The organism is Akkermansia sp. JRP_AM1, from assembly GCF_049262625.1.
Taxonomy (GTDB): Bacteria; Verrucomicrobiota; Verrucomicrobiia; order Verrucomicrobiales; family Akkermansiaceae; genus Akkermansia; species Akkermansia massiliensis.
The window spans coordinates 2,697,730-2,724,719 of sequence record NZ_CP118234.1; the positions used below are offsets into that span (position 1 = coordinate 2,697,730).

Annotated in this window: 29 protein-coding genes, 1 tRNA gene and 1 pseudogene; 8 read left to right on the forward strand and 23 right to left on the reverse strand. The window is 60.6% G+C overall.

What is annotated here, in order from left to right; translation table 11 throughout:
* Positions 1–297: 297 nt before the first annotated feature.
* The 10 genes from PVA48_RS12985 to PVA48_RS13030 form a co-directional block, all read right to left on the reverse strand.
* A complete protein-coding gene (locus PVA48_RS12985; RefSeq protein ID WP_102728122.1) occupies positions 298–2,715 on the reverse strand; it encodes a tetratricopeptide repeat protein in 2,418 nt (805 codons plus the stop codon).
* A gap of 50 nt (positions 2,716–2,765) precedes the next feature.
* A complete protein-coding gene (locus tag PVA48_RS12990) occupies positions 2,766–5,123 on the reverse strand; it encodes a vWA domain-containing protein (RefSeq protein WP_423231864.1) in 2,358 nt (785 codons plus the stop codon).
* 18 nt (positions 5,124–5,141) lie between these two features.
* Complete coding sequence (locus tag PVA48_RS12995) at positions 5,142–6,128, reverse strand: VWA domain-containing protein (protein ID WP_022397163.1); 987 nt, start codon at positions 6,126–6,128, stop codon at positions 5,142–5,144.
* A gap of 6 nt (positions 6,129–6,134) precedes the next feature.
* On the reverse strand, positions 6,135–6,749 hold the full coding sequence (locus PVA48_RS13000) for a hypothetical protein (RefSeq protein WP_423231865.1): 615 nt from the start codon (positions 6,747–6,749) through the stop codon (positions 6,135–6,137).
* A gap of 17 nt (positions 6,750–6,766) precedes the next feature.
* Positions 6,767–7,657: a DUF58 domain-containing protein gene (locus PVA48_RS13005; RefSeq protein ID WP_022397161.1), complete on the reverse strand. Its 891-nt coding sequence runs from the start codon at positions 7,655–7,657 to the stop codon at positions 6,767–6,769.
* Between the two features lie 95 nt (positions 7,658–7,752).
* Positions 7,753–8,736 carry an AAA family ATPase gene (locus PVA48_RS13010; RefSeq protein WP_012420813.1) on the reverse strand — a complete coding sequence of 328 codons (984 nt, stop codon included), beginning with the start codon at positions 8,734–8,736 and terminating at the stop codon, positions 7,753–7,755.
* Between the two features lie 55 nt (positions 8,737–8,791).
* Positions 8,792–10,204, reverse strand: a complete 1,413-nt coding sequence (gene gatA, locus PVA48_RS13015) for an Asp-tRNA(Asn)/Glu-tRNA(Gln) amidotransferase subunit GatA (RefSeq protein ID WP_102728124.1) — start codon at positions 10,202–10,204, stop codon at positions 8,792–8,794.
* 55 nt (positions 10,205–10,259) lie between these two features.
* Positions 10,260–10,553, reverse strand: coding sequence for an Asp-tRNA(Asn)/Glu-tRNA(Gln) amidotransferase subunit GatC (gene gatC, locus PVA48_RS13020; RefSeq protein WP_022397159.1), 294 nt, complete (start codon positions 10,551–10,553; stop codon positions 10,260–10,262).
* Positions 10,554–10,596: 43 nt separating this feature from the next.
* Positions 10,597–10,929 (reverse strand): hypothetical protein, encoded by a 333-nt coding sequence (locus tag PVA48_RS13025; RefSeq protein WP_022397158.1) that lies wholly within the window; start codon positions 10,927–10,929, stop codon positions 10,597–10,599.
* Positions 10,926–11,543: a hypothetical protein gene (locus PVA48_RS13030; RefSeq protein ID WP_102733284.1), complete on the reverse strand. Its 618-nt coding sequence runs from the start codon at positions 11,541–11,543 to the stop codon at positions 10,926–10,928. The genes PVA48_RS13025 and PVA48_RS13030 overlap by 4 nt, the downstream gene beginning before the upstream one ends.
* Before the next feature lie 359 nt (positions 11,544–11,902).
* Here PVA48_RS13030 and PVA48_RS13035 point away from each other — a divergent pair, with 359 nt between their 5' ends.
* The 6 genes and pseudogenes from PVA48_RS13035 to PVA48_RS13060 all read left to right on the forward strand — a co-directional run bounded on the left by PVA48_RS13035 (position 11,903) and on the right by PVA48_RS13060 (position 16,299).
* On the forward strand, positions 11,903–12,676 hold the full coding sequence (locus PVA48_RS13035; protein WP_215451157.1) for a hypothetical protein: 774 nt from the start codon (positions 11,903–11,905) through the stop codon (positions 12,674–12,676).
* On the forward strand, positions 12,673–13,887 hold the full coding sequence (locus tag PVA48_RS13040; RefSeq protein WP_102728127.1) for a tetratricopeptide repeat protein: 1,215 nt from the start codon (positions 12,673–12,675) through the stop codon (positions 13,885–13,887). The genes PVA48_RS13035 and PVA48_RS13040 overlap by 4 nt, the downstream gene beginning before the upstream one ends.
* A gap of 82 nt (positions 13,888–13,969) precedes the next feature.
* Positions 13,970–14,242 carry a hypothetical protein gene (locus PVA48_RS13045; protein ID WP_423231866.1) on the forward strand — a complete coding sequence of 91 codons (273 nt, stop codon included), beginning with the start codon at positions 13,970–13,972 and terminating at the stop codon, positions 14,240–14,242.
* A gap of 750 nt (positions 14,243–14,992) precedes the next feature.
* Positions 14,993–15,073 (forward strand): annotated as a pseudogene (locus tag PVA48_RS13050) (hypothetical protein); the annotation flags it as partial.
* Between the two features lie 66 nt (positions 15,074–15,139).
* A complete protein-coding gene (locus PVA48_RS13055) occupies positions 15,140–15,418 on the forward strand; it encodes a hypothetical protein (RefSeq protein ID WP_423232547.1) in 279 nt (92 codons plus the stop codon).
* 35 nt (positions 15,419–15,453) lie between these two features.
* A complete protein-coding gene (locus tag PVA48_RS13060; protein WP_022397153.1) occupies positions 15,454–16,299 on the forward strand; it encodes a hypothetical protein in 846 nt (281 codons plus the stop codon).
* 92 nt (positions 16,300–16,391) lie between these two features.
* Here PVA48_RS13060 and PVA48_RS13065 read toward each other — a convergent pair whose 3' ends face one another.
* From PVA48_RS13065 to PVA48_RS13075, 3 genes are read right to left on the reverse strand one after another with little or no spacing between them, the layout of a single operon-like run.
* Positions 16,392–17,435, reverse strand: coding sequence for a S1C family serine protease (locus tag PVA48_RS13065; RefSeq protein WP_022397152.1), 1,044 nt, complete (start codon positions 17,433–17,435; stop codon positions 16,392–16,394).
* 12 nt (positions 17,436–17,447) lie between these two features.
* On the reverse strand, positions 17,448–18,188 hold the full coding sequence (locus PVA48_RS13070; RefSeq protein WP_022397151.1) for a S1C family serine protease: 741 nt from the start codon (positions 18,186–18,188) through the stop codon (positions 17,448–17,450).
* 12 nt (positions 18,189–18,200) lie between these two features.
* Positions 18,201–18,329: a hypothetical protein gene (locus PVA48_RS13075; RefSeq protein WP_257228587.1), complete on the reverse strand. Its 129-nt coding sequence runs from the start codon at positions 18,327–18,329 to the stop codon at positions 18,201–18,203.
* A gap of 188 nt (positions 18,330–18,517) precedes the next feature.
* Here PVA48_RS13075 and PVA48_RS13080 point away from each other — a divergent pair.
* Positions 18,518–18,592 (forward strand) — tRNA-Gly (locus PVA48_RS13080).
* Between the two features lie 118 nt (positions 18,593–18,710).
* Entirely contained in the window at positions 18,711–19,850 is a 1,140-nt protein-coding gene (locus PVA48_RS13085) for a tyrosine-type recombinase/integrase (RefSeq protein WP_102733282.1), read from the forward strand.
* A gap of 56 nt (positions 19,851–19,906) precedes the next feature.
* Here PVA48_RS13085 and PVA48_RS13090 read toward each other — a convergent pair whose 3' ends face one another.
* From PVA48_RS13090 to PVA48_RS13135, 10 genes are all read right to left on the reverse strand, one after another.
* Positions 19,907–20,536 carry a hypothetical protein gene (locus PVA48_RS13090; protein ID WP_102733281.1) on the reverse strand — a complete coding sequence of 210 codons (630 nt, stop codon included), beginning with the start codon at positions 20,534–20,536 and terminating at the stop codon, positions 19,907–19,909.
* Between the two features lie 122 nt (positions 20,537–20,658).
* Positions 20,659–20,916, reverse strand: coding sequence for a hypothetical protein (locus tag PVA48_RS13095; RefSeq protein WP_102733280.1), 258 nt, complete (start codon positions 20,914–20,916; stop codon positions 20,659–20,661).
* The gene (locus PVA48_RS13100) at positions 20,913–22,562 is read right to left on the reverse strand and encodes a portal protein (protein WP_215709518.1); all 1,650 of its coding nucleotides are present in this window, start codon (positions 22,560–22,562) and stop codon (positions 20,913–20,915) included. Before PVA48_RS13100 ends, PVA48_RS13095 begins: the two co-directional genes overlap by 4 nt.
* 5 nt (positions 22,563–22,567) lie before the next feature.
* Positions 22,568–22,777 carry a hypothetical protein gene (locus tag PVA48_RS13105; protein WP_102722413.1) on the reverse strand — a complete coding sequence of 70 codons (210 nt, stop codon included), beginning with the start codon at positions 22,775–22,777 and terminating at the stop codon, positions 22,568–22,570.
* A gap of 6 nt (positions 22,778–22,783) precedes the next feature.
* Positions 22,784–23,371, reverse strand: coding sequence for an N-acetylmuramoyl-L-alanine amidase family protein (locus tag PVA48_RS13110; protein WP_423231867.1), 588 nt, complete (start codon positions 23,369–23,371; stop codon positions 22,784–22,786).
* 85 nt (positions 23,372–23,456) lie between these two features.
* Positions 23,457–23,708 carry a hypothetical protein gene (locus PVA48_RS13115; RefSeq protein ID WP_102722411.1) on the reverse strand — a complete coding sequence of 84 codons (252 nt, stop codon included), beginning with the start codon at positions 23,706–23,708 and terminating at the stop codon, positions 23,457–23,459.
* Positions 23,709–23,712: 4 nt separating this feature from the next.
* Complete coding sequence (locus PVA48_RS13120; RefSeq protein WP_249853059.1) at positions 23,713–24,165, reverse strand: hypothetical protein; 453 nt, start codon at positions 24,163–24,165, stop codon at positions 23,713–23,715.
* Between the two features lie 9 nt (positions 24,166–24,174).
* The gene (locus tag PVA48_RS13125; RefSeq protein WP_249853060.1) at positions 24,175–24,579 is read right to left on the reverse strand and encodes a hypothetical protein; all 405 of its coding nucleotides are present in this window, start codon (positions 24,577–24,579) and stop codon (positions 24,175–24,177) included.
* Between the two features lie 4 nt (positions 24,580–24,583).
* Positions 24,584–26,638: a hypothetical protein gene (locus PVA48_RS13130; protein ID WP_423231868.1), complete on the reverse strand. Its 2,055-nt coding sequence runs from the start codon at positions 26,636–26,638 to the stop codon at positions 24,584–24,586.
* Positions 26,635–26,985, reverse strand: coding sequence for a hypothetical protein (locus PVA48_RS13135; RefSeq protein ID WP_423231767.1), 351 nt, complete (start codon positions 26,983–26,985; stop codon positions 26,635–26,637). Before PVA48_RS13135 ends, PVA48_RS13130 begins: the two co-directional genes overlap by 4 nt.
* Positions 26,986–26,990 lie beyond the last annotated feature (5 nt).

The following is a 26,990-nucleotide window of genomic DNA, read 5'->3' on the forward strand; positions in this document are numbered from 1 at the left end:
GCTTTTTTTGTTCATGGAGACCGGGGAATCGCCTGTGCGTCTCCGGAAGGGGACCTTCCGGAGATTTTTTCTACTTGAAATGGAAAAGGAAGCAGGGAAAGGCGGCAAATCTCCGTGCCACATAGTGGAAAAGGGAGGAAAACGCTCATGAACGGTGCATCAGAGGTGCTGCCATTTTCTGGTTCCAGCCTCTTCCGGTTGCGAAGAGGGTTTTAACGCAGCCGTAAAAAAGGCCGCCCTTCCGGAAATACGGTGTTCCGGGAAGGGCGGCCCATGGTGAGGGCGGGATAAAAAGCGTTACAGCGGCTGCGCGTCCGTCCTGGGTATCCAGACAGGCGTGTTCTGGAAGGTGCTGGCGTAGTACCAGGAGCCGCGTTCCGCGCGCAGGATGAGCGGGGTGGATTCCGGCAGGGTGATGACCGCCGGGCTGTTCATGTCCGCCGCGTGCCTGCCGGGCGTTTTCTGGGTGACGACCAGCAGCCGGTCCGCCGGGATGGATTCCGGGGTTTCCGGGTACATGATGTAGTTCATGATGGCCGCCACGGTGACCAGTCCGCTGAGGGTGGCCAGGATGGTCAGCAGCGCCCCGTGCCTGCGGGTGACGGTCAGGAGCACCAGGAAGGTGAGCATGACGGCGCCGGACAGGATGGAGATGGGGCCGAGCGCATCATGGCTAATGTAAGTGAGCCACTGGTTTTCCGTGGTGTTGGCGGGGAGGATGGCCCCCTCCTTGCGTTCGACGAATTGCAGGTTGTATCTGGCTTCCGTGAAGTACGGGGAGAGTTCCAGCGCGCGGCGGTAGTTGAGGGCGGCCAGACCGGGCTTGTTCATGCGGTAGTAGGAGTTGCCGATGCCGAAGCTGGCATAGGCGCGTTCCGACTTGGAGAGGTCCGTATCGTTGCTTTCCCTGCTGAAGTAGTCAATGGCCTTGGCGTATTCTCCCTGTTCATAGGCCTGCACGCCCAGGTTGTCCGTTTCCGCGGCGTTTCCGGCTGCTCCGGCCACGGACAGGGTCAGGACGGCGGCCATGATGAGCACGGGAAGCTTGGCGATGGCTTTTTTAATGGCCTGGAGCATGTGCTGGCGTTCCGCGTGCGGCAGTTCGTCTGAAGAGCCGGAGGGCTTGAACGCCCTGTCATCCCGGAGCTGAAGGATGGTTTTCATTTCTTCATTCTGCTTGGAAGGAGGAATGTAGGATTCAATGAAGTTGCCGGCGGCTCGCAGGAATTCCGTGGAGCTGGCCTGGCGCGGCGTGGAGGAGAGCCTCCGGAAGGAACGCATGCGTTCCCGGGCCGTGAAGCTTTCCTTCTGGACTCTCCGGATGTAGCGGATCAGGGCCATGCCCAGCAGGACGACGGCGGGGATGTAGGCCAGGAAGTACCATCCCCAGTGGGCCGGAGCGGTGAGGGCGTTCATGACGGCGGCGGGCATGATCCCGTAAATGTCCGTCATTTCCGCTACCGGAATGGTGCCTGCCGGAGGCGGCGTGGCGGGAGCGGCTCCGCCGGCCGCCGTTCCGGTGATGGCGGAGGCCTTCCATTCCAGGGGAATGGGGGAGGTGGTTACGGTTTTGTACTGTTGCGTGCTGGGGTCAAAGAAGGTGAGTTCAAAGGGCGGGATGGCGTCCGTCTGGGCAATCGGGCGCATCATTTGCTGGAATTCCACGGTTCCCTGGATGGAGCGCGTGTTCTGGCCCGGGTCCAGCTTGTTGGGCGGGTAAAGCTTCCAGTTGGAAGCGTCCGTGAGGGCCGGGCAGGCAATGCTGTGGATGTTGCCCGTGCCCGTCACCTTGATTTTAACGGTGATGGGTTCATTGGCGCTGAGGTCCCGGGCATCCGTGCTGGCGGAGATGCGGAAGTCCCCCACAGCGTTGGTGAAAGAGGCGGGCGCTCCCTCCGGGAGTTCCTGGGCCGTGATTTTCACTTCCGGAATGGACATTTCCACCAGCACCTCCGAGCGGATGAAGTTGGCGATGAGGGGGTCCGCTTCCGGCAGGGCGGCTCGTGCCGTGACAGTGCCCGCCGCCGTGACTTCCCCGGCGCGCAGCGGGAACAGAGTGCTCTGGAAGGTCATGACGTTCCAGTTGACGCCTTTATAGAGCACGGAGCCGCGGGGCTGGCCGCGGAGCAATTCCACCAGCGTGGGTTCAAAGCGCCATGTAGCCAGGTTGGAGGTGGTGATGGTGGGCGCCGTGTATTCCAGAATGTATTCCGGAGCATAAATTTTCAGTTCGCAACGGTCCGGCTGGTGGACATAGGGCTTCTGGTTGTCCACATGCCACAGCATGCCGTACGGAACCGTAGTGCCGTTCAGGTTCAGCGTGTTCCACTTGATGGCGCTGTACGGGTAGACGGTCAGCGTCTGGGGAAGCGTGGTATAGGAGCGGCCGTTGTTGGCTTGCAGGGTCAGGGACGGGATTTCCACGGTGCCCACTTCGTCCGGAGTTACTTCAATGGCCATCAGGAAGGCGGACTGGTTGGGGGACCCCGGCCAGCGGATATAGTTGCCCTGGCTGACCCAGCGCAGGCTGGCGCCCTTCACCCTGGGAAGCGGGTCCTGGCGGGCGATGCTGCCGTCCGTCAGGATGATGAACAGGCGGGTTTGTTCTCCCGGCACAACGGCGTCGGACAGCCAGGTGGTGACCACCTGCTGAGCCATGAGCGTGACAGTCATGCAGAAGAAGAGCGAAAGAATGGCGAGCAGTTTTTTCATCATGTTGCGGGATATGTTTGAAGGGTTGGCATCGTGGATGCGGGCGGAACGGGTTAATAATCCTTGTCCGGAGGAATTTCCGGCGAACGCTGGGGAACGGGGCAGCCGGGTTCAATGTCCCTGCGTTCCATCAGGATGGCTCTTGCCTCCCGGCGTTCCTTTTCCTCCTTGCTTTCCTTTTGCGTGGCTACCGGTACGGGCTTGTCCTCTTCCGGCTGCGGCTTGGGCTGCGGTTTTTCCATGCCGGGCGTTTCAGGCAGCTTGTCTTTTTCCGGGGAGGAGGGGAGCTGGGCGTTTTTCATTTCATTTTCGTCCCTCTTGTTTTCCTTGCCCGCGGCGTTATCCTTGTCTTGGTCCTTGTTCTGGTCCTTGTCTTGGTCCTTGTCTTGGTCCTTGTCTTGGTCCTTGTCTTGGTCCTTGTTCTGGTCCTTGTTCTGGTCCTTGTTCTGGTCCTTGTTCTGGTCCTTGTTCTGGTCCTTGTTCTGGTCCTTGTTCTGGTCCTTGTTCTGGTCCTTGTTCTGGTCCTTGTTCTGGTCCTTGTTCTGGTCCTTGTTCTGGTCCTTGTTCTGGTCCTTGTTCTGGTCCTTGTTCTGGTCCTTGTTCTGGTCCTTGTTCTGGTCCTTGTTCTGGTCCTTGTTCTGGTCCTTGTTCTGGTCCTTGTTCTGGTCCTTGTTCTGGTCCTTGTTCTGGTCCTTGTTCTGGTCCTTGTTCTGGTCCTTGTTCTGGTCCTTGTTCTGGTCCTTGTTCTGGTCCTTGTTCTGCTGCTCTTGTTGTTTTTTCTTTTCCTCTTCCAATTTCTTCTTTAATTCCTCCAACTGCTTGCGGTATTCGTCCAGAGATTTGTCGTAACGGAGCATTTCCTCCTTGTTGGCGGCCGCTCCTTCATGGGAGCCGTAGGCGGAGAGAGCGTCGTCAAAGCGCTTGACGGCTTCCTTGACGTGTTCTTTCGCCACGGGTATTTTTGCCAGGCGGGCGTCAATTTCCTTGATCTGGTCATCAATGGAAGAGGGCTGCGCCTGCGGTTGTTCCCCTTCCGGCCGGGAGAAGATCATGGTTTTACGGGCCTGGGCGGCTTCCAGGTTGCCAAGGTTGAAGTGGGAATCCGCCTGGAGGGAGGCTTTGGGAGAAAGGAGCGCCTGGGAGAATGCTTCCGCGGCTTCCTTGGGGTTGTCCGCTTTTTGTTCCAGGCAGCCTTTGGCGAATTCCAGGGCCTGGCGCGTTTCTTCCGCCAGGTCCGGAACGGCGAGCATTTCATCAATGGCCTTGACGGCTTCCTCTGTCTTTCCCGTCCGGATCAGGTCCGTGACGTTGTCCAGGGCGCTCGTGTCCGCGCGCGCTTCCGTGCCCAGCAGTCCGGCGCAGAGCAGGGTTGCGGCGGCCAGGGCGGTCATGCCGCGGCGTCCGGAACGGCGGAAGGAGCGCCAGCGGGTACCCGCCAGAAGAGTGAGGAGCAGGCAGATGAGGGCCGGAACGGCAAAGATGACGTAGCGGTCGTTCGGCACGCGGCGCACTTCCTCCCGGCCTTCCGTGATGTCCAGGCGGTCCGCGATGTCCCTGACGAAGCGGTTCAGCGCCGCTCCGTCGGAGAGCTGCACATACTGGCCGTCCGTCTGCCGGGCCAGGTATTGCAGGCTTTCCGGATTGAGCTTGGAGACGACATGCTGGCCGCGGCGGTCCCGGTACAGGCCGGAGGGGGATTGCTCATCCGGAATGGTGGTGCCGATGGTGGTGCCGATGCCCGCCGTTACGATGATGAGCTGGTGCTGCCTGGCGGCTTCCGCCGTCTTGTAAGTGATGTTGACGGTGTCTTCCCCGTCGCTGAGGATGACCAGGGCGTTTTTGGCGTCCGCCTCCTTGTCCCGCTTGAAGGTCTGGAGGGCCAGCCGGACGACGTTTTCCAGATTGGTGCCTCCCTGGGAGACCCAGCCGAATTGAAGCTGTTCGATGGTTTCCTTCAGCGCGTTGTGGTCATGGGTAAGGGGCATGAGCAGGACGGCGTCCCCGGAGAAGATGATGATGCCGAAGTTGTCCCCCGGCAGGGCGTCCAGCAGGTCGTAGGCGGCGGTTTTAGCCCTTCCCAGGCGGGTGGGGGAGGCGTCCTTGCTGAGCATGGAGCGGGAGCAGTCAATGGCGATGAGGATATTGCGCGATTTGGGAATCTCCTTTACCTCCGTGTAGCCGTCCACCGGACGCGCGATGGAGAGGATGGCGAAGATGGAAGCCAGCACGGCAAAGATGACGGGGAGCACCCGGTGCCAGGTGGCCGGAGCGTGAACCAGCTCCTGCCGGTATTCCGGGGAGACGAGCACTTCCCATTTTCTGGAACGGCGGCGCCACAGCCACCAGGCCGCCGCCGCGAGCAGGGCCGGGAGGATGAGCGCGTACAGAACGTTGGGATAAAGGAAGGTCATGGCGGGAAAGGGATGGTGTTACGGGGCGGGGGCCGGTTTGAGCACTTGCAGGGAGAGGCCCAGAAGCGTCAGCGCGGCGCCCGTTACGAGGAAGTACATGAAGTATTCTTCAATGTGGCGGACGGTCTGCACCTTGGCCTCGCTTTTTTCCAGCTTGCCGATGGAGGCGAACGCCTTGTTGAAGGAGGCCATGTTCGTGGCCCGGAAGTGCTCCCCGCCCGTGAGCTGGGCTATTTTCCGCAGGGTGGGTTCGTCAAATTCGCTTTGCACCACCATTCCGTTCGCCAGGGTGCCTTCTTCCGTGCCCACGGCGATGGTATAAATCTTGATGCCCAGCTTGGCCGCGTTTTCCGCCGCCACCAGCGGGGATATCTGGCCGGAGTTGGAGGCGCCGTCCGTCACCAGGATGATGATTTTGGATTTGGTGTCCTTGCGGTCATCCAGCCGGGTGGCCGCCGCCGCAATGGCGGAGCCGATGGCCGTGCCGTCCGCCTGGATCATGCGAGGATGGAAGTCCCGGATGATGCCGTTGACCAGGGCGTGGTCCAGCGTGAGCGGACAGAAGGATTTGGTTTTCCCGGCAAAGCCCACGATGCCGATGCGGTCGTCCGGACGGCTGTCGACGAATTGGGTGATGACATGCTTGGCGGCCACCAGGCGGTTGATGGGCATGCGGTTGAGGACCATGTCCGGCGTCTCCATGGAGTAGGAGAGGTCAAAGGCGATCATGATGTCAATGCCGTTGACGGTGCGGAAGGTTTTATCCTCCACTTTTTGGGGGCGCGCCAGCGCGATGGCGAGGGCCGCCGCCGCCAGCACGAAGCAAATGGCCCCTATTTTTCCGGCCAGGGATTGGGGATTGCGCGCCAGGGAGGAGATGAAGCGAACGGTCGGGTAGGTGATGGAGCCTTCCGCCCCCCGCCTGCGGCGGAGGATAATGAGGCACAAGATGAAGGGAAGGACATAGAGCCATTCAGGTTGTGCGAATTGGAAGTGTTCCGTCATGGTGTGCTAGCGTTGGTTGGGGCGTGGGGAAGGTTTTTTGACGACGAGGTCCGTTTCCTCCTTCGTGCGGTGTGCGTCCGCTTCTATGTCGTTGATGAGTTGGACCGTGTCGTCCGCCAGTTCGTTGACCAGGGAGTCGTTTTCCGGAGTGTCCGGCTCATATTTCAGGGAGGCCATGCGGTCCAGCAGGTCGCGCGTGGGACCCTGGAGTTCCGAGGGGAGCGCGGTGAGCGCGTCCGCCCGGCGGTTGAATTCCTGCTGGGTTTCATACAGCGCCGGGTCTTTGGTTTCCCCCACCAGGTATTTCCGGAGGAGCAGGGAGAATTCCACGGCGGCCTGCCTGAGGGAGGGGTGGGTTTCCCGGAGCATCGTGATGTCCCGGATAGCGGTTTCCGCCGGGCTGAGCGGCGCGGCGGGGGTGCGCCCTTTCCTGCGGATGAGCACGATGACGGCTATGGCGACGGCCAGCAGGATGGAGGCGAGCATGATCGAGATGCCCCACGTATCCCAGAAGCCCGCTTGAAGGTAGGCGTCCGGGGACTGCGTTTCCATCAGCGTGGGGAAGGCCGGCGGTTCCGGAATGGCCGTGGGGGGAGTCTGGAAGGTGGCGGGTGCTGGCATGGCTGGCGGAGAAGGGTTTAGCGTGAGAATTTGCGGGACCTCCTGGTGAAGAGGGCCTGGAGGGGCGGCATGAAGTTGTCCGTGGTCTGGAGGTCCAGGAAATCGATGCCCAGGCGGCGGAAGTCCTGCGTCCATTTTTCACGGTGCAGGTGCACGACGTTGGCGTGGGCTTCCCGGACGTCCTGGCGGGCGAGGTTCAGGAACATGCTTTTGCCGGTTTCCGGGTCTTTCAGGATGACGCGCCCGGCGTCCGGAAGGTGCAGCTCCATCGGGTCCGCGATGCGGATGGGGATGAAGTCGTGCTTGAAGTTGAGCTGTCCCAGGGCGGCCTTGTTGTGCTCGCTCCAGAAGTCGCTGAGCATGATGACCATGGCTGCCTTTTTCTGGGAAAGGACGAGCTGCCGGGCTACCTCCGCGATGCTTTGATCCGCCCCGTCGTTTTTACTGGCTACGATTTCACGGACGATGCGCAGGGTCTGCTTGATGCCCTTGGCCGGGGGAATGTAATGGGAGTGGCTGTTCCCGTAAATGAGAAGGCCGCACTTGTCCCCGCTCTGGGCCGCGCTGAAGGCGAGCACCGCGGCCACTTCCGCCGCATAGTCCAGCTTGGAAGCCCGGGCCGCGGAGGAGGCGTAGTGCATGGAGCCGCTGACGTCCACCGCCAGAATGACGGCCTGCTCCCGTTCCTCCCGGAAGCGACGCACGAAGGGGGAGTTCATCCTGGCCGTCACCTTCCAGTCAATGAAGCGGGGATCGTCTCCCGGCGTGTATTCCCGGAAGTCGTCAAAGTCCAGCCCCTGGCCGCGGAAGCCGGACTGGTATTGCCCGGCGAAGTTTTCCGTGGCCAGATGCCTGGCGCGCAGTTCAATGCGGCGCACGCGCTTGAGAATGTCTGAGGCTTTATCCATGAAGTGATCCTCCCTGTTTGAATTCAATCAGGTTCCGGTGAGGCGCCCCGCGGGGGCTGAAGGATAAGGGCGGACGGGGGAGCCGCCTCCTGCCGTCACGGCACGGGAACCTTCGTCAGGATGTGGTCGATGACGTCGTCCGTGGAGATGTTTTCCGCTTCCGCCTCATAGGAGAGAAGGATGCGGTGGCGCAGGATGTCATGGGCCAGGTCCTTGATGTCCTGCGGGGTGACGAAGGAGCGGTGGTGCATGAAGGCGTTGGCGCGGGCCGCCAGGGCCAGGTTGATGGTGGCGCGCGGGGATGCGCCCGCGCGGATGAGGCCGCGCAGTTTCACGTCCACCGTTTCCGGGAAGCGGGTGGCGCGCACCAGGTCCACGATGTAGCCGCGCACGGCGTCGTCAATGTAAATCTGGTTCACCAGGTCGCGGGAGGCCGCCACCTGTTCCGGCGTGGTGACCGGGGAGGTTTCCGGCGGCTTGGCGGAGCTGGCCATGAGGTCCAGCACCTGGAGTTCTTCTTCGCGCGTGGGGTAGGTGACCAGAACCTTGAAGAGGAAGCGGTCAAGCTGGGCTTCCGGAAGCTGGTAGGTGCCTTCCTGGTCAATGGGGTTCTGCGTGGCAAGCACCAGGAAGGGGTCCGGCAGGCGGTAGGTGGTTTCCCCCAGGGTTACCTGACGTTCCTGCATGGCTTCCAGCAGGGCGGACTGGACCTTGGCCGGGGCGCGGTTGATTTCGTCCGCCAGGATGAGATTGGCGAAGATCGGGCCTTTCTTGGCAGTGAACTGCCTTTCCTCCGGATTATAGATCATGGTGCCCAGCAAGTCCGCCGGCAGAAGGTCCGGCGTGAACTGGATGCGGGCGAACTGCGCGTGCAGCGTGCCCGCCATGGCTTTTACGGAGAGCGTCTTGGCGAGGCCGGGCACGCCTTCCAGCAGGACGTGTCCCTTGCAGAGGAGGCTGAGGATCAACCTGTCCACCAGCGCCTGCTGGCCGATGACCACCTTGCCTACCTCCGTTCTGAGAGCAGAAATCCACGATGAGTTCGCGGCGATAATTTCGTTGAATTCTCGGGTGTCCATGATTCTTAATAGCGGGTGAGACAGTCTGCCGGGCGCTTGCGTTGAAAAATTCCGATTATTTCCCAAGGGCAAATCCGGTTTTCAAGAGAAGGTCTTCCCGGAAATGGGGGGCCGTCATCTGGAAGCCCACGGGGAGCTCCATGCCGCCTTCCTTCACGGTTCCGCAGGGGATGGACATGGCGGGCAGCCCGGCCAGGTTGGCGGGGATGGTGTAGATGTCCGCCAGGTAGGTCTGGAGGTGGTCCAGCGCGGAGTCCCCGATTTTGGGGGCGGGGGCGGGAGAGGTGGGGCCTACGATGATGTCCGCCCTGGAAAAGGCTTCCGCGAAGTCCCTGGCGACCAGGGAGCGGACCTTCTGCGCGCGGGAGTAGTAGGCGTCATAGTAGCCGGAGCTGAGGACGTAGGTTCCCAGGATGATGCGGCGCTTGACTTCAGGTCCGAAGCCTTCTTCACGGGTGCGTGAGAAAAGTTCCACCAGGCCGGCGGCGTCTTCCGCCCGCTTGCCGTAGCGCACGCCGTCAAACCGGGAGAGGTTGGAGGAGGCCTCCGCGCAGGCGATGATATAATAGGCGGCCACCACGGCGTCCGCGTGGGGAAGGCTGATTTCCACCAGTTCCGCGCCCAGGCTTTCCAGTTGCTTCACGGTGTTCTGCACGGCCTCGGAAATGCCCGGATGGTTGCCGGAGGTGAAATATTCCGCGGGGATGCCCACTTTCAGGCCCTTGACGTCACGGCCCAGCGCGTCCTCAAAGTCCGGCACGGGCTCGTCTGCGGACGTGGAATCCTTCGGGTCGTGACCAGAGATGGCCTGGAGCAGGATGGCGGCGTCTTCCACCGTCCGGGTCATGGGGCCGATCTGGTCCAGGGAAGAGGCGAAGGCCACCAGCCCGTAGCGGGAAACGCGCCCGTAGGTGGGCTTGAGGCCCACGATGCCACAGTGCCCGGCGGGCTGCCGGATGGAGCCGCCCGTATCCGAACCGAGCGCGGCGATGGCTGTGGCGGACGCGACGGCGGCGGCGGAGCCGCTGGAAGAACCGCCGGGGATGTGGTCCGGAGCGTTCGGGTTGCGCGTGACGCCGTAGGCGGAGTTTTCACCGCTGGCGCCCATGGCGAATTCATCCATGTTCGTGCGGCCCAGGGGAATGCCGCCCGCCGCCTTCAGCAGGCGGATGGAGGTGGCGTCATAGGGAGAAGCATAGGGAGCCAGAAGGCGGGAGGCGCAGCGTGTCGGCTGGCCCAGGACGTTGATGTTGTCCTTCACGGCGATGGGGATGCCGGCCAGGGGGCTGGACGTATCGGCCGCGGCCGCGGCCTTGAGGGCGGCCTCGCGGTCAAAGGAGATATAGGCGTTGGTGGTCCGGTCCGCCTCAATGGCGTCCGCCGTCAGGTTGACCAGTTCGGCGGGGGAAAGTTCCTTGCGGCGCAGGCGGTCGCGCCACTGGGCCAGGGTGCCTTGAATGCTTGACATGGAAAGAAAGGGATAAGAACGGTTGAAACGTGAAAAGGGAGGGACCGGGAGGATGTCAGGCGGATTCCACCACCTTGGGCGTGCGGAACTGCCCCTGGGACTGCTGGGGGGCGTTGGAAAGGGCTTCCTCCTGGGAAAGGCCGGGTTCCGGAACGTCCTTGCGCATTACGTCCATCGTGGGCAGGGGATGGTTCATGGGGGCGATGCCCGTGACGTCGTAGGATTCCAGCTTGGTGATGTAGGCCAGGACTTTGTCCAGGTCCTTGGAAAAGAGGGCGGCTTCTTCCTCCGTCAGGTCGATGCGCGCCAGTTTGGCAATGTAGGCTACGTCGATTTGGGGCGTGCTCATGATGGGAACGTGCGTAATATATAAGAGAAAGGGAGGGTGAGGCCTATTGCTGTTCCAGCAGGCGGACGATCCAGCAGAAGGAGGCGGCGATGGCGCAGACCAGCAGGCCCAGCAGCATGAAGTTTTCACGCAGCTCCCGCCTCATGTTGGTGGCGCGGCCGTCGCGGGCCACCACGGCGCGCAGGGCGCGGTTCTGGGTGCCTTCCCGCACGCGGTCCGGCGGGGGCATGGTATTGCGGTCCAGGCGCATGCGCGTTTGCTGGGCCGGACGTTTGAGAGAGGCTTCCAATTCCTGGATGCGGTTCTCAATTTCCCGTGAGGCGCGGTCCAGTTCTGCCAGTTCGGAGGAACGGCGTTTGGTCTTTCTTTTAATCATGATGCGGAGGGGCTGAAAATCCAGATGAAGAAGAGGATGATAAGGGCAATCAGGAGCAGGGGAAGGTGGAAGGAAAGGCCCTGGAGGAACTGGGTCATGAATTCACGGGAGCTGATGCGCACCTTGCTGGAACGGCGCACGCCCGTAAGCACCTTGGTGTGCTGCATGCGGGCGCACTGCTGGACGGCGTCCGCGAATTCCTCCTCGCAGCGGTCGATGACCTGCTGGCCCTGGTTGATGAGGTTGTCCGTGTTTTCAATGGGCCATTCGTCCGGGCGCACGGTGCTGAGCATTTTCAGGCTCCGCGTCAGGGCCATGTGAATCTGCTCCAGCTCATTGCTTTCCTGGCGAAGGCTTTCCACCTCCCTGCCGATGAGGTCCGCGGCGTTGACCATGCGGTCGCCCAGTTCGTTCTGCTGGTCCATGAAGCGGGCCTTGCGCAGGTGGGTTTCCTCCAGGCGGCGGCGGGAGCTTTCCACCTCCTCCTTTTCCTTCCGCAGTTGTTCCAGTCGGAGCTGGGCCTGTTCCATGTCGGCATCCACCTGGTCGTCTTCCTGGGGATGGTAGCCGGGATCGGCATCCATGCGGCGGTATTGGGGATTGCTTGGTTTCATACGCGGTAAAAATGATGCGGCCGGTGTGCGGGATTGCAGCATTCCCGGCCGGTATGGCCGTGCCGGGGAATCCCTGCGCGTGTTATTATTTAACTTTCACAAAATAAATCAAGCCAAGAAGAAGGTAAAAAGTGATTTTTCAAGTATGTTTCCGGCGGGGAATGCCGAGGCTTTTTTTCTTCCGGAGCCGTGCGTCCGGACTGTCCTCCGGGCGGCATGGCGCCCCGCTTTCCCGCAAAGGTGGATGCCGTGCACTTTTTTTATGGTCAAGGGCATGGAATTGCTGGTATGTAAGAAACATGCAGTCTGACACGGTAGAATGTAAGCCGACCATGTGGTTTACCGGCAGGGCGGTTATCATGGCTCTCATGTTCCTGGGGTTCGGAGTGTATTTTTATTACGATGCTTCCACCGGGTATCCCCAGAAGAACCTGGAGTTTTTCATGCACAAGGCGTTTGTGGACGCGGGAGCCCTCTTTGACCGTGAGGTGAGCGGGAACGGGGCCTCCCCGCAGGACTGGGAGCGCACCGTTCTGGAGCGCACGGTTGAATTCCCGGAAGGGTACCAGGTCCCGTCCGGCGTGGACCGGGACGCGACGCCGTGGCCTGACGTTCTGGCGGATTACAGGCTGATGTCCGCCCCCGGCAAGGGCTGGAGCGCCGCGTGGCAATCCTATTCCGGAGAAAAACGCTACCCCATCAAGCCGGTGGACCACCCGTATGACGCCTCCAAGATTTTTGAACAATGGGTGGCCGGAAGCATCTGCATGGTGCTGGCCCTGGTGGCGCTGTTTTTCCTGGTGAGGACGCGCGGCAGGAAAATGGCCCTGAAGGAAGGGCAGGTAACGGCTGCCGGCAGGGTCTTCCACGTGGATGACATCGCCCGGCTGGACTTGCGCAGATGGAAGATGAAGGGGCTGGCTATTGCGACGCTGAACCCGGAATGCGGAGGGGACCGGATCAGGCTGGACGGCCTGACCTACGGCGGCTTCCGGAAGGAGGATTCCCCCAATAACGCGGAAGATTTCATGAAGGCCCTTCTTTCCCTTTACCGGGGTGAGGTAGTTGACTATGAAGAAGCTCCGGAGTCCGGCGGCACGCCTGCCCGGAAGGATGACGAGGATGCCGTATGAGCGAATCCCTTCCACCGGAAAAGAACGCCCGTGACCGCGCGTTCGGCATCGCCTGCTGGACGCTGGGCGCGCTGGCGTTCGTCCTGCTGCTGATGGTGGGCGTCTCCTTCAGCCTGACCGCCCGCACCGTGGTGGTGGAAAAAGTGGTGGAAACGCCCGTACCCGTTCCGGTGCAGCAAAATCCGGAAGGGCCGGCGGCTGTTGAAGAAGGGGACGAACCGGATACGGCAGGCATTGCGGCCGTTCCGGCGGGTTCTTCTGAAAAACCCCGTTCCGTGGAGGAAATGCTCCGGGCCGCCGATTTGTCGGATCCGGCGGGCGACCCGGTCCCTGCGGCAGTGGCAGCCCCAGTCCCGGGAGGGGAAGGCGTCTCCGGCCAGTCACCCCTGCCGGCTGAGAACCCGGCGGAAGCCATGCCGCCCATGACGGAGGAGGTGGCGGAGCTGGTCAAGGCGGCGCGGTATGCCCAGATTGACGGAGACCTTAAAGTAGCGGTGGTGAAGCTGGAGCAGGCCATGAGGCTGGAGCCGGACAACCCGGTGGTGCTTTATTACTACGGCCTCACCTATGAATGGCTGAGGAATGCGGATAAATCCCGGGAATTTTTTCTGAAAGTATACACCCAGCGGGAAAAGGCGGGGAAATACTTTGCGCGCGCGGCCCAGCACCTCCAGGCCGGTTTTTCCAGCCCTGCGGACCTGCGGGGCGATATGTCCTTCGGCACCATTCTGGAATACCGGGACCCGGAATGCCCCGCCGGGGAGCGCGTCAAGCTGATCGTACCCATCCTGATGAAGGATGGCCTGAACGTCAGGCCGGAGGACCTGCGCGTCATCGTCCAGTTCTTTGACAAGGTCAACGGCAAAAAGGTGGAAAAAACGCACGCTCCGGAACCCTCCTCGCGGTGCGTCACGGAACCTGCGGACTGGGCGGACGGAGAGGAAATCATGGAGGTGACCTACTATATGCCCCCCCTGACGGAGGAGGAGACGATTGCTTACGGAAGCCTCAAGTACTACGGCTACACCGCCAAATTGTACTACAAGGGTGAACCGATGGATTGCCATGCCTCCCCGCCTGTGCTATTTTTGCTGGAACAGATGAACCAGAGTTCCCCTTCCGGCATGCCTGAAATTTATGACGGCGGCCTGCTTCCCCCGGTGGAGGCGTCTCCGGTTTCCGACTCCTATGACTCCCTGCTGCCTCCCTGATGCCTGAATCGTCCATGTTCGACCTCCCCCACAACTTCGGCGACTATACGCTGGTGGCGTTCATTGGCCGCACGCGGGGGGGATGCTCTACCAGGCCATCCAGCAGGGCATGGACCGCTCCGTGTTCCTGGAGCTGCTGGAGCCGGACAACCCGGAAGGCGTGGGCGTGGAGGATTTTCTGATGAAGGCCCGCACGCGCGCCGCCGTCAGCGCGCCGGTGCTGGGAACCGTCTATGAGGCATCCCAGGCCCAGGGGTACTGGTTCGTCACCAGCGAGCAACTGGGGGGCCTCCCTCCAGTCCATGCTGGACCGCGGGCAGACCCTGTCCATGAAGGACCTGCTGAAAGTGATTGAAACGGTCGGCGGCATGTGCGGCAGGTATGAACGCCTGCAAACCGCCTTCAACGTCATGGAGCCGCGCCACATCTTCCTGGATGACAAATCCGCCGTGCGGCTGATGAATACGGCCATGCCCGGCGACTTTCATGAAGAAATATCCCGTGCGCAGATGAAACGCCTGGGGGCCGACCTGCTGCCCCTGGTGACGCCGGACGTGCCCGGAACCACCCGCATGCGCACCCTGCTGGAATGGATGCGGGAGGGCCAGAACGGCAAGCCGATGCAGTGGGACCAGGTCATGGAGCTGATTGCCGCGGTCCGCGAACAGCTGGGGCTTTCCCCTCGCGCCACCACGCACCGCTATACCGTTCCCGTGGAACCCCGCAGAAACTCCGGAAAATGGATGCTCTGGACCGGAACGGGCCTGCTGGGCGCAGGAATAGCCGCGGCTGCCGTTTTTCTTTTATTCCCCCGGGAGGAAACCTCCACGCCTGCTCCGCCCCCGGCGCCGAAACACTATCCGGATTTCTGCGCCAGCGACCATACGGAAGTCCGCGTGAACCTTCCCGGCGGCGGGGAACTGATCGTGGGGGCCCATGAAATTACCCTGGAATCCTACCGCCTGTTTCTGGACCAGTGGGCGCGCCTTACCCCGGAACTGAGGGAGGAATACTCCCATCCGGACCAGCCGGACAAGCAGACCGCCACCCATATCCCCGAGGACTGGGAAGCCATGTGGAAGGCGGCCTCCACTTCAGGAGGCAAATGGAAGGGCAGGAAAATAACGCCCCGCTCCCCGTCGTCAACGTCACCTTCTGGGATGCCTGGGCATACGCGAGCTGGAAGCCCGTGGCCCCCGGAGAGCCGCGTTACCGCCTGCCCGCGCGCGGGGAATGGATGGCCCTGGGGAACATGCTGGAAACGGGTGAAAAGGGAGACAAGACCCTGGTGATTGACAGATACAGCAATGATTACGACTTAAAGACGGGCATTTGCGGCATGGCTTCCGGCGTGATGGAATGGACCTCTTCCATGGAAAAGGACCCCGCGCGCGTGAAGGAGCCGCCGGGCCCGGTGGCCTGCGGCGGGGACTGGAGGCAGCCCGGCATCACCAACCGGGTGGAATACCTGCGCTCCCGCGGTGAAAGCCGGGACAACCTGGGCTTCAGAATCGTGCGGGACGTCCGCTGACCTGTTTAAAAACACATACTCGACAAACCAATACCATGAAACACATCCTTGCAATGCTGCTGCTGGCCCTGATGGGGGCGTCCGGGGCCCTGGCCCAGATCTATGTGAAAGTAGTTCCGGAAAAGAAAACCTTCCTCAGCGGGGAGGCCATGTACATGAGGCTGACCATCACCAACAACTCCGGCGTGCCCGTGGAACTGAAAAGCCAGGAATATTCCTCCTGGCTGGACATCCATGTGGAGCACTCCACCGCGGGCGCGGAACTCCCCCAGTCCAAATTCGCCATGTTCCCTCCGCTCAAGGTGCCGGCCGGCATGAGCGTCTCCCGTAAAATTGACCTGCGGCACTTCTATGACCTGTCACGTGAGGGGAACTACCATGTGCAGGCCGTCGTGAAAATGCCCAACCAGAAGGACATGTTCGCCTCCCAGAAATCCCTGTTCGCCGTCCGGACGGGCACGCCCATGTGGTCCCAGACCGTAGCCATTCCCTCCAGCGCCAAGCGGTGCACCTTCTCCATCTGCACTATTGCCGTGCGCGGAATCCAGAAACTGTACGTGCAGACGAAGGACCCGGATACGGGCGTGGCCTACAATGCCGTATGCATCGGGGACTGGCTGGGCACCACCCGCCCGCAGTGCATGGTGGACGGCAAGGCGAACGTGCACGTCTTCTTCCCCACCACGCCCATGCTGGGCGCGTATTCCCGCATCAACTACCGCGGAACCATGGAAAAGCTCCAATACTACAAAAAGGTGATGGGCACCCCCTCCATGGTCTTTCTCCCGGACGGCAGCGTGCGCGTGACGGGAGCCGTCCATTATGACCCCACCGTGCAGCCCAAGACGGTGCCGGACGCCGCGGACGTTCCGGGCATGTAATCCGCCCGGTGTTGCCGGTTGTTGCGCGGGAGGAAAAACAAGAAAAATGGACGCCGGGCCGTTCCCTGCGCCGGAAAGGAGTGGAAGACGGTTCAGGAATCCCCCTGCGGCTTCCTTTCCGGCTGCGGCGCGTTTTTCAGGATGCGCTGCACGCTCTCCTGCACCACGCTGATGGGCAGGGCGTAATTTTCCGCCCGGTTCACTCTGGCGATGTTCATGCCGATGAGCTCCCCTTTCAGGTTGAGCAGCGGGCCGCCCATCAGCGTATGCCGGGAAGGGGTGTCATGCTGGAGGACCATCGGAAAATCATCCCTGCGTTTGCTGAAGCCCCCGCTGATCAGGTCGTTGGAATCCTCGGGAGCGTCTTCCCCCAGGGCCTGCCGCCGGGAGCCCAGCGTGATGGCGTAGGAAAGCTTTTTGCCCTTGCGCCTGACCTTCAGCGTCACTTTTTCCCCAATCTCCTTCTTGGACAGGATGGGGGAAACGGCTTCCAGCGTGGTGATGGGCGTGCCGTCCACCTCCAGAATCTCGTCTCCGGCCATGGCTCCCGCCTTGGCGGCGGGACCGTCCTTGACGACCTCCTGAATGGAGCAGGGGGTGCCGAAAATCACGCCCATGTAGGCCGTGTCTCCGTTCGGGATGGGCCGCCGCGCCGCGCTTAGGGTGCCCAGCTGGGGGCGCCTGGAAGTGCGGGTGGTGGAGCCGTTGCTGACCACCATCATGCCCATGGCGGCCTCATTGCTGACGGGGCCGGGGGCGGGCAGGCTGGCGGCGTCCACCTTCACCACGGCAATGTCCGTGGCCGGGTCCGTGCCAATCTCCTTGAAATGGCCGTACTTGGAGGAACCTATCCGGACCACCAGGTTCTGGTGGTAATGGAGTTCCGAGGCCTTGGTGGCGATGTAGCCGTCCGGACTCAGTACAATGCCGTAAATCACGACGTCATGGCCGGAAAAGAAAACCGCGCTCAAATCCTGGAGCCGTTCCCGGATGGGCTCAATGGTTTTCAGAACGGTTTTCCCGTTGATGCGCTGTTCAAAATCCAGGCTCCCGTTAAACCCTTCCGCCAGGGCGGAGGGAAGAAGGGAACAGGCCAGGGGCAGCAGGCAGGCGCAGGAGGAGAGTTTCATGACCATGGAGGGAAAAAGCTAGCCGTCCCGTTCCGGTGACGGAGGCAGGGGGGCCTTTCCGCCTGCGGGAGATTCCATCAGTGCGTCGAAATCCTTCATGGGAACGTGGAGATTGTCTTCAAGCCCGGAACCCACCCGGCTGTGAATGCCGATCAATTCCCCGTTCAGGTTGAAAAGAGGGCCGCCGGAATCCCCGCGGATCAGCTTGCAATCCGTCTGAATGACGCCGTGCTTGAGGGAAACCACCCTCCCCAGGCGCACCATCGGGCCGCGTTTCTGGTCCAGGCCGCCTCCGTGCCCCAGCGCGAACACCCAGTCCCCCACGCGGGGCAGTTTCTCCGCCTTCTCCACGCGGGGAAGGTTCTTGTTCAATTTGGTCGTGATTTCAGCCGTTCCGGCGTCCGAATCGCTGTTCTGCGCCGTGGTTTTTCCCGGCAGGCGGGTGCCGTCCGGCAGGATGATCTTGAGCACGGTTCCTTGTTTATCAACGACATGGGCCGCTGAAAAAATCAGGCCTTTTTCCGAAACCAGAATGCCGGTGCCGCTGCCGTTGTTCACTTCAATGCAGACCAGGGCGGGGAGCACCCGGGGAAGCACCTGCTGGAGCTGGTGTTCAATCCGCTGGAGGTCCTCCACGGACTGCGGCGTGGTGGAAAGGATTCCGGCGCTGTCGGCGGACTGCGCCCGTGCCTGCGGAGCCAGCAGGGCCGCTCCGCAGAGAATGGCGGAAAAACAGGGTTTCCGGAAAGCCGTGTTCATGATTGCCGGGGACTACTGTTCAGAGGCGGGAGCTTCCGCCTTCTGCTGGTCTGCCTGTCCGCCTCCCGCCAGGGAATCGTGATAATACACGCCGATGAACAGGCCCGCCAGCGTGATCAGGGTAATGAGCAATTCTTTCATGCCGCCACAGCATAGAATGTGTCTTTCATTCTGACGAGAGAATTTCATTTATAAGCCACACTTTGATGCAGTTCGGCAGAAAAAGGATGGATGGCGTATGGGGAAATTGCCAAAATAAAGGTTGCTTTTTCCCGCAACGGGCGTATAAACCTCCCCAGCGGTCGGTTCCGGTCCGCTGACCCATCCAAGCGGATGTAGCTCAGGGGTAGAGCGCAACCTTGCCAAGGTTGATGTCGTGGGTTCGAATCCCATCATCCGCTCCAACAGTTTCTGTAAGAAAACCTACGCAAACCTTGATATTGCTAGGGATTATGAATAAAGTACACGTAAGAAAACTTACGTAAACCATATTACAAAACCCTTACAGGAAATATTACAGGTATGAGCAAGCCTTTCTACAGCGGCCGTCTGTCCATCAACAAGGAAAAATCTTCCCCTTACTGGATGGTAACATTCCAAGGGCCGGACGGCAAGATGCGGCGGCGCTCCACCAAGGTGCCTGTGAATGGCGGAGAGTTCGAGGGCGACCGCATCACAGCCAAGCTGGCGGAACGGCTCGCCTACCAGCGGGGTGTGCAGATTGCCTGTGCGGAGGCGGAAGAATATCAGGCGCACAATAATGTATCCGTGCGTGCCTGGTGCGACGACTACGTGAGGCGCAAGGCGGCGCTGGTGTCGGAAGACACGGCACGCAACGCCAGGACGGCCTACAAGCATTTCTACGCTTATCTGGGCGGTCGGGCTGATGCCCCGCTACGCCTGATCACCAAGGCGGACATCAAGGGCTTCGTGGCAGCCCGCCGTGAAGAGGTGCGCCAGAAGACGGTGGCCAAGGATTTGGCCGCCCTTTCCCAGGCATTCACGGACGCCGTGGATTCCGAAGTGATTGACCGCAACCCGTGCACCGGCGTTTCCATTCCCCCGGACCGCGCGGGCGAGAAACTGCACAAGGAAGCGTTCACCCTGGACGAGATACGCTACATGATTGAGCATTTCCCTCCCCTGTGGAGTTCCGCGGTACGCTGCTCATTTGAGACCTTCGGCCAGAGGCTGGGGGATATTTTGAGGTTGAATTGGAGTCAATTTGACTGGGAGCGCCGCGTCGTGCGCTTTGACACAGGCAAGACGGGGCGCTGGATGGACCAACCCATGAGAGAAGGCTTTTACCAGTGGGCGCTTGCCCGCTGGAAGGAAGAGGGGGAACCAGCGGACGCATTGCTTCATGCCCCGCTCCTTGCGTTAGGGGATGGGGCTTCCGCCCAGTTCGGGTTGTTATTGAGAACGCACGGCATCGGCGTGGTGCACGGAGCTGCCGGTGGCCGCCGTCGGAGAATGAACAGCAAGTCATTCCACAGCATCAGGGCGACGGCCGCCACCATGTTGCAGGCTTCCGGCGTTTCCCAGGGGCTGGCTATGGAACTGGTGGGGCATGATTCCACCGCCGTGCATAGCGTATACATCCGCCCCTCCGCGGACCAGTTGCGTTCCGCCGCTGAATCCCTGCCGGAACTCCTGCCTTAAAAAAGCCCTGCTCCCAGACCAGGAACAGGGCTTGCAGGTAAAAAGCCGGGTTGACTTCACGCACCCATCAGGCGCATGTACTTGGTTCTTACCTCGGCAAAGCGCGGATCGTCAGAATTGTGGAAGGCTGCGTAATCCGGGTGTTCCGGGTCGTGCATCATGCGCTGGGCTTCGCCGCGGGCCTGTTGTTCCTGTCGCCCGGGTGGAACCGGAAGGGCCGGTTCATCCAGGAGCCTGCCTACCGCATCAAGGATTTTGTACATGGCCGGATGATCGGCAATGCCCATCTCATTGAACACGCTCTGCTCGACTCCGGCCATGCGGCACAGGCGCGCAGCCATTTGAACCGCTCGCATCTGGCGGGCGTCGCTGTCACGGCCCCATTCGCCATCAAGCTTGCTCCACGCCTCATTCATGGCCGCCTCCTGGGCCCGCTGCTGTTCGGCCGCATTGGCCGCCATGCGGGTGTCCATGTCCTTAATGAAGGCTGAAAGCCCCTCAACGGGCAGCCCGTGAGCCTTGCCGGTTTCGGTCAGTAGATTCTGCAGCGTCTCGTCACCAGTGAACGTTTCGTCAAAGGCCAGCACGTAATCCTCCTGGGCGGGAGGTTCGGTCTTCCCAGGCTCCGGATTTGCCGGAGGCGGGTCAGCCGGTGGATTGGCGGGAGCCGTGTTTGGATCCGGCACGGGGTCGGCCAGACTGGGGCGGCCAGGCGCAGCGGGAGGGTTAGGATTCCCTCCGCCTCCATTATCAGGGGCTTCTTCACGGAGGAATCGGTTGTGGTATAATCTGAATAAGGACATAGTGGTTACTCTGTGGTTTCTTCTTCTGGTTCGTTGTTGTTGCCTACTACCATTTCGATGAACAAAATCATCTCGCGGTAGGCATCTCGGCGCATGGCGTCAAGGGGGTCGTAGGAACCGGCCGCCCCCTGGAAACAGGGAAGGTCGGTCTGGAAATGTTTCTTCAGCTCCGCCAGAACTTCCGGATTTCTGAAAGCTTCCCGGAAAATCCTTCTGCGGTGCTTCATGCGCTTTTCGTACTCATCCTGGGGATTTGTCTTCATGCTGTTTGTAAAGCTTGTTGCGCCTGGGCGTTATTCCTGTTTGCCACGGAGGACTGTTCCGCAAGGGCAGCCTGCGTGGCCGCTTCCTGCTGCTGCTTCCTCTCGGTCTCCTTCTGCTGCATCTCTTCTTCCGACGCCTTGCACTCCATCGGAGCGCCCTTGGAATCGTAAATCAGCTCTCCGGCCTTGATGAGGTTCACAATATCCAGCAACTCCGGCCGTCCGGTCATCTGGGATAGGGTGCCGATGGATTCGAGGGCCGTCATCAAGCCGTCCGTCTGCGTCCGGGCAATCGCCTGGGCAATCTTGCCCATAAACAGCACCTGTGGAACAGCCAAACGCGTGGGGACTCCCCGGCGGTTGGTCTCAAACACGCCTGGCACCGGGTCCGGCAGCTTGCCGGCGCGGTACAGCAATGCCATAATCCGCTGGCACATCATCCGGAAATCGCTCACGAATAACGTGAAAGAGGGGGTAAATCCAAGCACCTTTTCAGCTTCCCGGGCCGCTACCTCCGTGGCCGTCATCTGGCGGTCAATGCGGGAAACGGTCTCCAGCATGGGAACGTAAAAAGCCTCTTCAATCTTGGCGTACAGTCCGCGCAGGTATTCCAGTCCAATATCATACTGCCCTTGTGTACCCCATTCGCGTGGGAGCCCGAGATTGGCCGCTTCGGCAGAAATGGTGGTTTGGCCGCCGGCGCGCAAGTCTACATCACCGTACTGTGAAGCCAGCAGGAAAAGCCTTGGGTAAGCCTTCGTCTGTCCCAGCGTGTACAGAATCTTCTCCATGTCGATAGCCATGCGAATGGTGCGCCGTGCGTGCCACGCAGGACTCACCCCGTAGGGACTATCGCCCCAGCGCAGGAAGCGTGTTACCAGGAACGGAAACTCGTAAAAACCGCTCTCAAACACAATCTTCTTGTCGTCCAGGGAAATAATCACGTCCTGCCACGGCCTCTTCTTGGCTGGCAAATTATTGGAAAGCAGCCTGCCAGCCTGATTGGGAAGCACGCACTGAACAAACTCGAAAGAATCCGTATACCGGCGCTTTGCATCCTTGAGAGCTCTCCGTACCTTGGCCCCCAGGGCTTCTTCTCCCCATTTCTGTGCAGCCTGGTGAGCTGTCAGCCTGAACCAGCGCACCAGCGTGTCCACGTCTCCGGACTCCGATTCTGCAATGGCATAAGTGCCCGTGGGGATGTGCCTAAAAATCAGCTGTTTGTTGAGATTCATCTCGGAGAACATGCAGCCGGTCCCGGTCAGGCAACGGTCCAGATATACCTCGTGCATGACTGAATAGAAATTGGAAACGGCAAGCTCCCGCTCCATCACTTCCGTGGCCTTGTTGTACCAGTCATTCAAGGTCTGATTCCCATCCTTCTTGTAGCCAACGGGGCGAAGTGTGAACCATCGCCTGTCCAAAGGCGTGATGTACGTCAGGTGGGCGGAAGCCAGCTTTTTCAGGCTGTTATTGGCAACATCACTGTGCTCCAGTCCGCCGCCGTTGTCCGGTACGCTGTCTGGATGGGCATTGCCCGTGGCTCTGGGCATGATGATGCGGCGCATTTCATCCCAGCCGCCTTCAAAGGCGGCGCGTTCCGTGCACAGGTTATCCGCCAGGGCAATGTAATCGCGTACCTCCATGACTGTTATCCCAGGGTTTTGCGCAGCGTGGACAGGCCGCCGGACAGATTCGGATTATTCACCGTGTCGGACAGCTTCAATCTGCGCTTGCTCTTGGTCTGTACGTCCTCCGATGCGTCCGAAACGGACTTCTCCGTGGCGGCCGGGTTCAGAGGTTCTTCTACTGCCGGCGGGGTCGGGGCTTGTGTGACTTTGGGTTTGAAGATGGAGCCCATGGTAATTTACTGGTTGAGGTTATAGGCATCCACGCCCTGCGCGATGGCACGGGCAATGGCGCCGGGAGTATCGCGTAACACGGAAGCGTCTCCGGGGTTGGACAAAAAGCCGCACTCCACCAGCACAGCAGGCGGCACGGTCTTGCGGAGCACATACAGGCTGGTCTTGTTGGGCTTGCAGGAACGGTCAGGACGTGCCTGTACATGGTCAGCGCGGCCCGGCATGAGCTTGCAGAGAGGCCCGGCAATGGCTTCGGCCAGACGTTTGCCGGAAGGGGAATCCGTGTAAGAACCGTCGTCGTGGTAGTTGCGGTGGTGGCAGACATGGGCCCCGCAGGCGGTAGCTGATCCCGCAGAATCACAGTGTAGGGAAAGGGAAATATCATAGCCTCCGGCATTGATGGCCTTGACCGTAGCGGCAAGATCGTCGTCGTTGTCCATGCGAGGGAAGTCGATGATGGTGACGGCGTGCCCCTGGGCTCGCAACATGGGGGCGAGATGGTCCGCGATGGTCTTGGCCGTGGCGTGTTCTTCCAGGCCGTTGCCGCGGCTGCCGGTGTTATTGGCGTGTCCGATGTCTAAAGCGATATTCATAGTTATAACTTAATTTTGTTAGAAGTGGTTAGAATTACCGAGGAATCCTCGGAGGTTGAACTTGTAAGAAAAACTTTACAGTTGCCTATTTCTCAAGTTTCCGCTCAATGTCCTCCACTCGGAGAGCAAGGAGCTGGATTGCCTTGGCCGTCTCCACCTGGGCCTGCGTCTGCATGGTCATCAGATCGCAAAGTCGGTCATTGTGATGGCTCATGACTTCCCCGATGTACCAGCACGCCCCGCCGCAAATAGACAGCGACAAAATGACGCAAGCGAACATGGGGGAAGCCTTGGCGAATTCAAGGAAACGTGCCGGCACTTCGGAGAGTTTGCACATGGTCTTACTTCTTGGAGGCTTGAACGACGGGCGGCACGTCGGTGACGGGCTGGGATTGGGAATAGGAGATATGCCCCTGCTCAATGACGAGACAGGCCCCGTCCTTGCATACCTCCGTCCGGTCCGGCGTAACGTCTACGCTGTGCCCGCAGCCGGACAGGGACATTCCCAAGCCGCCAAGGACGGCACCAGCGGCAACCGCTCCGGCTGCATACAGGGCCTTTTTCCACCAGCCGGTGGAGGTTTTGGCCTGTCCTGTGAGGTAATCCTGGACATCCCCCAGGGCGTGCTTGCCGATGATGGGGAGAGCTTGTTTAGCGACAGCGAGCCATCCGTTCCGCTGGTCGGCTTTTAGACCGTCCCACACAAGCCAGGCTTCTTTCTGCTCTTTTTGGTAGGTCATGTACATCTCCTTGGCAATTTCCAAGGCGTGATTGCATTGATTATTAGTAGTCATATGATTATGTTATTGTTTAGTGAAGTGTTTGAAAAATGCGACGACTGGAAGAGTTGTCAGCGTGAATTCCGGGTAGTCCGCAATGGTGAAAAGCCTGCGCCCTCCCTGGGGATTAATGGCCTCGATGGTTAGCTCTACGGCCTCAATCTCTATCTCCGCGGGCTCAAATGGCTCATCCGGAGCAAGGGCGGTTACATGCCCCAGCCTCGCCCACACTTGGGACGCCTGCCACGGCTCGGCCATGCCAACCAGAGCGGACACCACGGAAGACAGGGCTGGGGCCTGGTCGGCGGGGATGTCGTCTTGCGTGTAGCGGTCCGTGTGGGCGTAGCCCTCCGCATCTTGGTAAATGGCCGTCAGGGTTAATTTCTGCCAGTCGCCGAGGGTGGGAAACTGTAAATGTATCTCTTGCATGGTGTTATTGCGCTAATTGGTTGATTTCCACGACAGCGGTCTGGGCATAGTGGTGCCCCACAAACGCCCACGCCTGCCGGGGCTGTCCGGTCGTGTTGGGGGTCAGCGTCAGGACAACTTGGCCGCCTCCGGCTGGTATCTGCTCCGCGGATTGGCTGCACCACACGGCGGCGGGATCGTGCCCGCACATGGTGTCGTTGATGACGTATATAGCCTCCGCCAGCGTGGACGATACCGTCAGCGTTACCTCGCCGCCCGCCGCAGGCACCTCCAGAGCAGAGGCCGTCACATCCGGCACGGGCTTGACCGTCGCATCACGCATCACAACGCGCTCCATGATCGGCCAGACATCGGTGACGCCCAGCGCAGGGGCTGCGTCAATCCTCATGCCTCCCATCCGCAGCCCCACCTGATACGTGCTGCTCACCTCGTGCGCCTTGGCTTTAGCCGTGAAGCAGGCCGTGTTGCCGCTCCCGCAAAACAGGCTCGTCATCGGCATCACGTAGTGGCCGTCCACAAACATCTCCCAGCGATTCTCAACATTGGCGTGGTCAGCCGATTGCCGGGGAGTTATCGCCACAGAAAGATAAGTAACGCTGGGCGCCAATGCCCACATATACTGCTGATCACCTACATCCCGCCCATAATCCGTGCCGCGCAACAGGCAGGACGTGCTGCTGCCCAGGTAGCCCTTGGGGTAGATCGTCACCTGCCAGGCGGGCGTCATGTCTCTGCTGGTTGCGCCGTTGACAGAGTTGATCAGCGGGTATCTGTAATTTGCATTATCCCAGGCATAATCTACCCAATGGATGGGATGCGCATAACAATCCGCCGCCGGATTGGGCGCCGAGGAATAGCCTTGCGCCGTACTCCCCAGCAGGATAGACACCTTGTCAGAGCCGATGATGCGCCACACAGAGGCGGCGGCATAATCTCTATTACGGCTATTGCCCATGTAGTTGGCAAACTTCCACGCCCCAGTGCTGCAACCAATCAGAGATACGCCGGCAGCCTTGGTCATCGTGACCAGCATGTCCTGCCAATCGTTACTGTATACGCCCTCCTTGATGGATACGTTGGCCGTGCCCACATTATAAGCGGCGAACATCTGCATCTGCCTCACAATGGTAGTTACCCAGGAGGGGATCAGGGTCTCCATGTAGTACCCCATCCGCCGCCAATCATCTGCGGCCCGCTGCTCTATCAGCGCCTCGTAAGAGATAGCCTCCTGGGCCGTGGCAGGCAGCGGCACGCGAACGCCGCCGTTGGCAGTAACGGTGCCCGTCGCAGTCAGACCGCCGGCCAGCGTCATGTTGCCCGCCGCGTCCACCTGCGGGATGGCGGCAAGGGCCTGCTGGGCTGCGGTGGCGGAGTCAGAGGCATTCTTGGCGGAGGTTGCCGCATTGGTTTCCGCCGTCTTGATTCTGCCTTCCGCCTGGTCTATTTCCCCTTTGGCGGTTTCAGCCTGTTCGACAAAGGGCGTGATTGCCTCCATGGCTTCCGCCTGGACCGTCTGCACTGCCTGCACGGCTTCCGTCTTTGCCGTTTCCACGGCTGTGACAGCAGCGCCTTGTGCGCTGGCTACCTTGTCCGTGGCGGTTTTCTGCGCTCGCCCTACAGCAAGAACGGAATCAGCTTGCTTGGCTTGTATGGCGGAAACAGCCTCTTCCCTGGCCGCGCTGATCGTCTGTTCTCCGTTGCTGACCGTCTGCGTAAAATCTGAAACAATCCCTTCCACGGCTGCCTTGGCGTCATTGGCGCTCCTGGCGTCACGGGCTGCATCAGCAGCGGACGTGCTGGCAGAGGCCGCTGAATTGCCAGCCGCCACCTTGGAGGCTTGAGCGGCGCCGGCATAGCCTTCCGCTTCATTGGCCCGTTCCGTGGCTGTAGTGGCTGCTCCGGTTGCCGTCGTGGCTGCCTGACTCGCTGTTTCCGCGTCCGTGCGGGTACTGGAAGCATCCTGCTGTGCCTGCTGGGCGGCGAGGGAAGCCGCCGTGTTGGAAAGCCACTGCGCCTTGATGGTCTTGCCTGCCTCGATAGGAATCGCAATGCCCATCACCGGAATATCGTATACCGTGGAAGCCTCAATGGGGGGACCGACTCCACGGCACCGATGTAACCCGCAAATAGCCGTAAATCCTCTCCGGATTCGTCCTGGGCGTGGATGGCATACGGCCAGCGGCCAATAGGAAGGGCGGGAAAGGTAAGCTCCAGGTAATTCTCCTGTTCGCCATGCTCGATTGTGATGGGCAGCTCTCCTTCCTCCGTTTTCACGGTGCCCGCAAAAGAAACGCCCGTTACCGGGAACGGAGATTGAGTCACGTCCTCACGCAAAAGCCAGCCTATGCGCTTGGCATAGCCGGCTGTCGTGGACAAATGGCGTGTAATCCCCAGAAAATTAAGCATGCCTC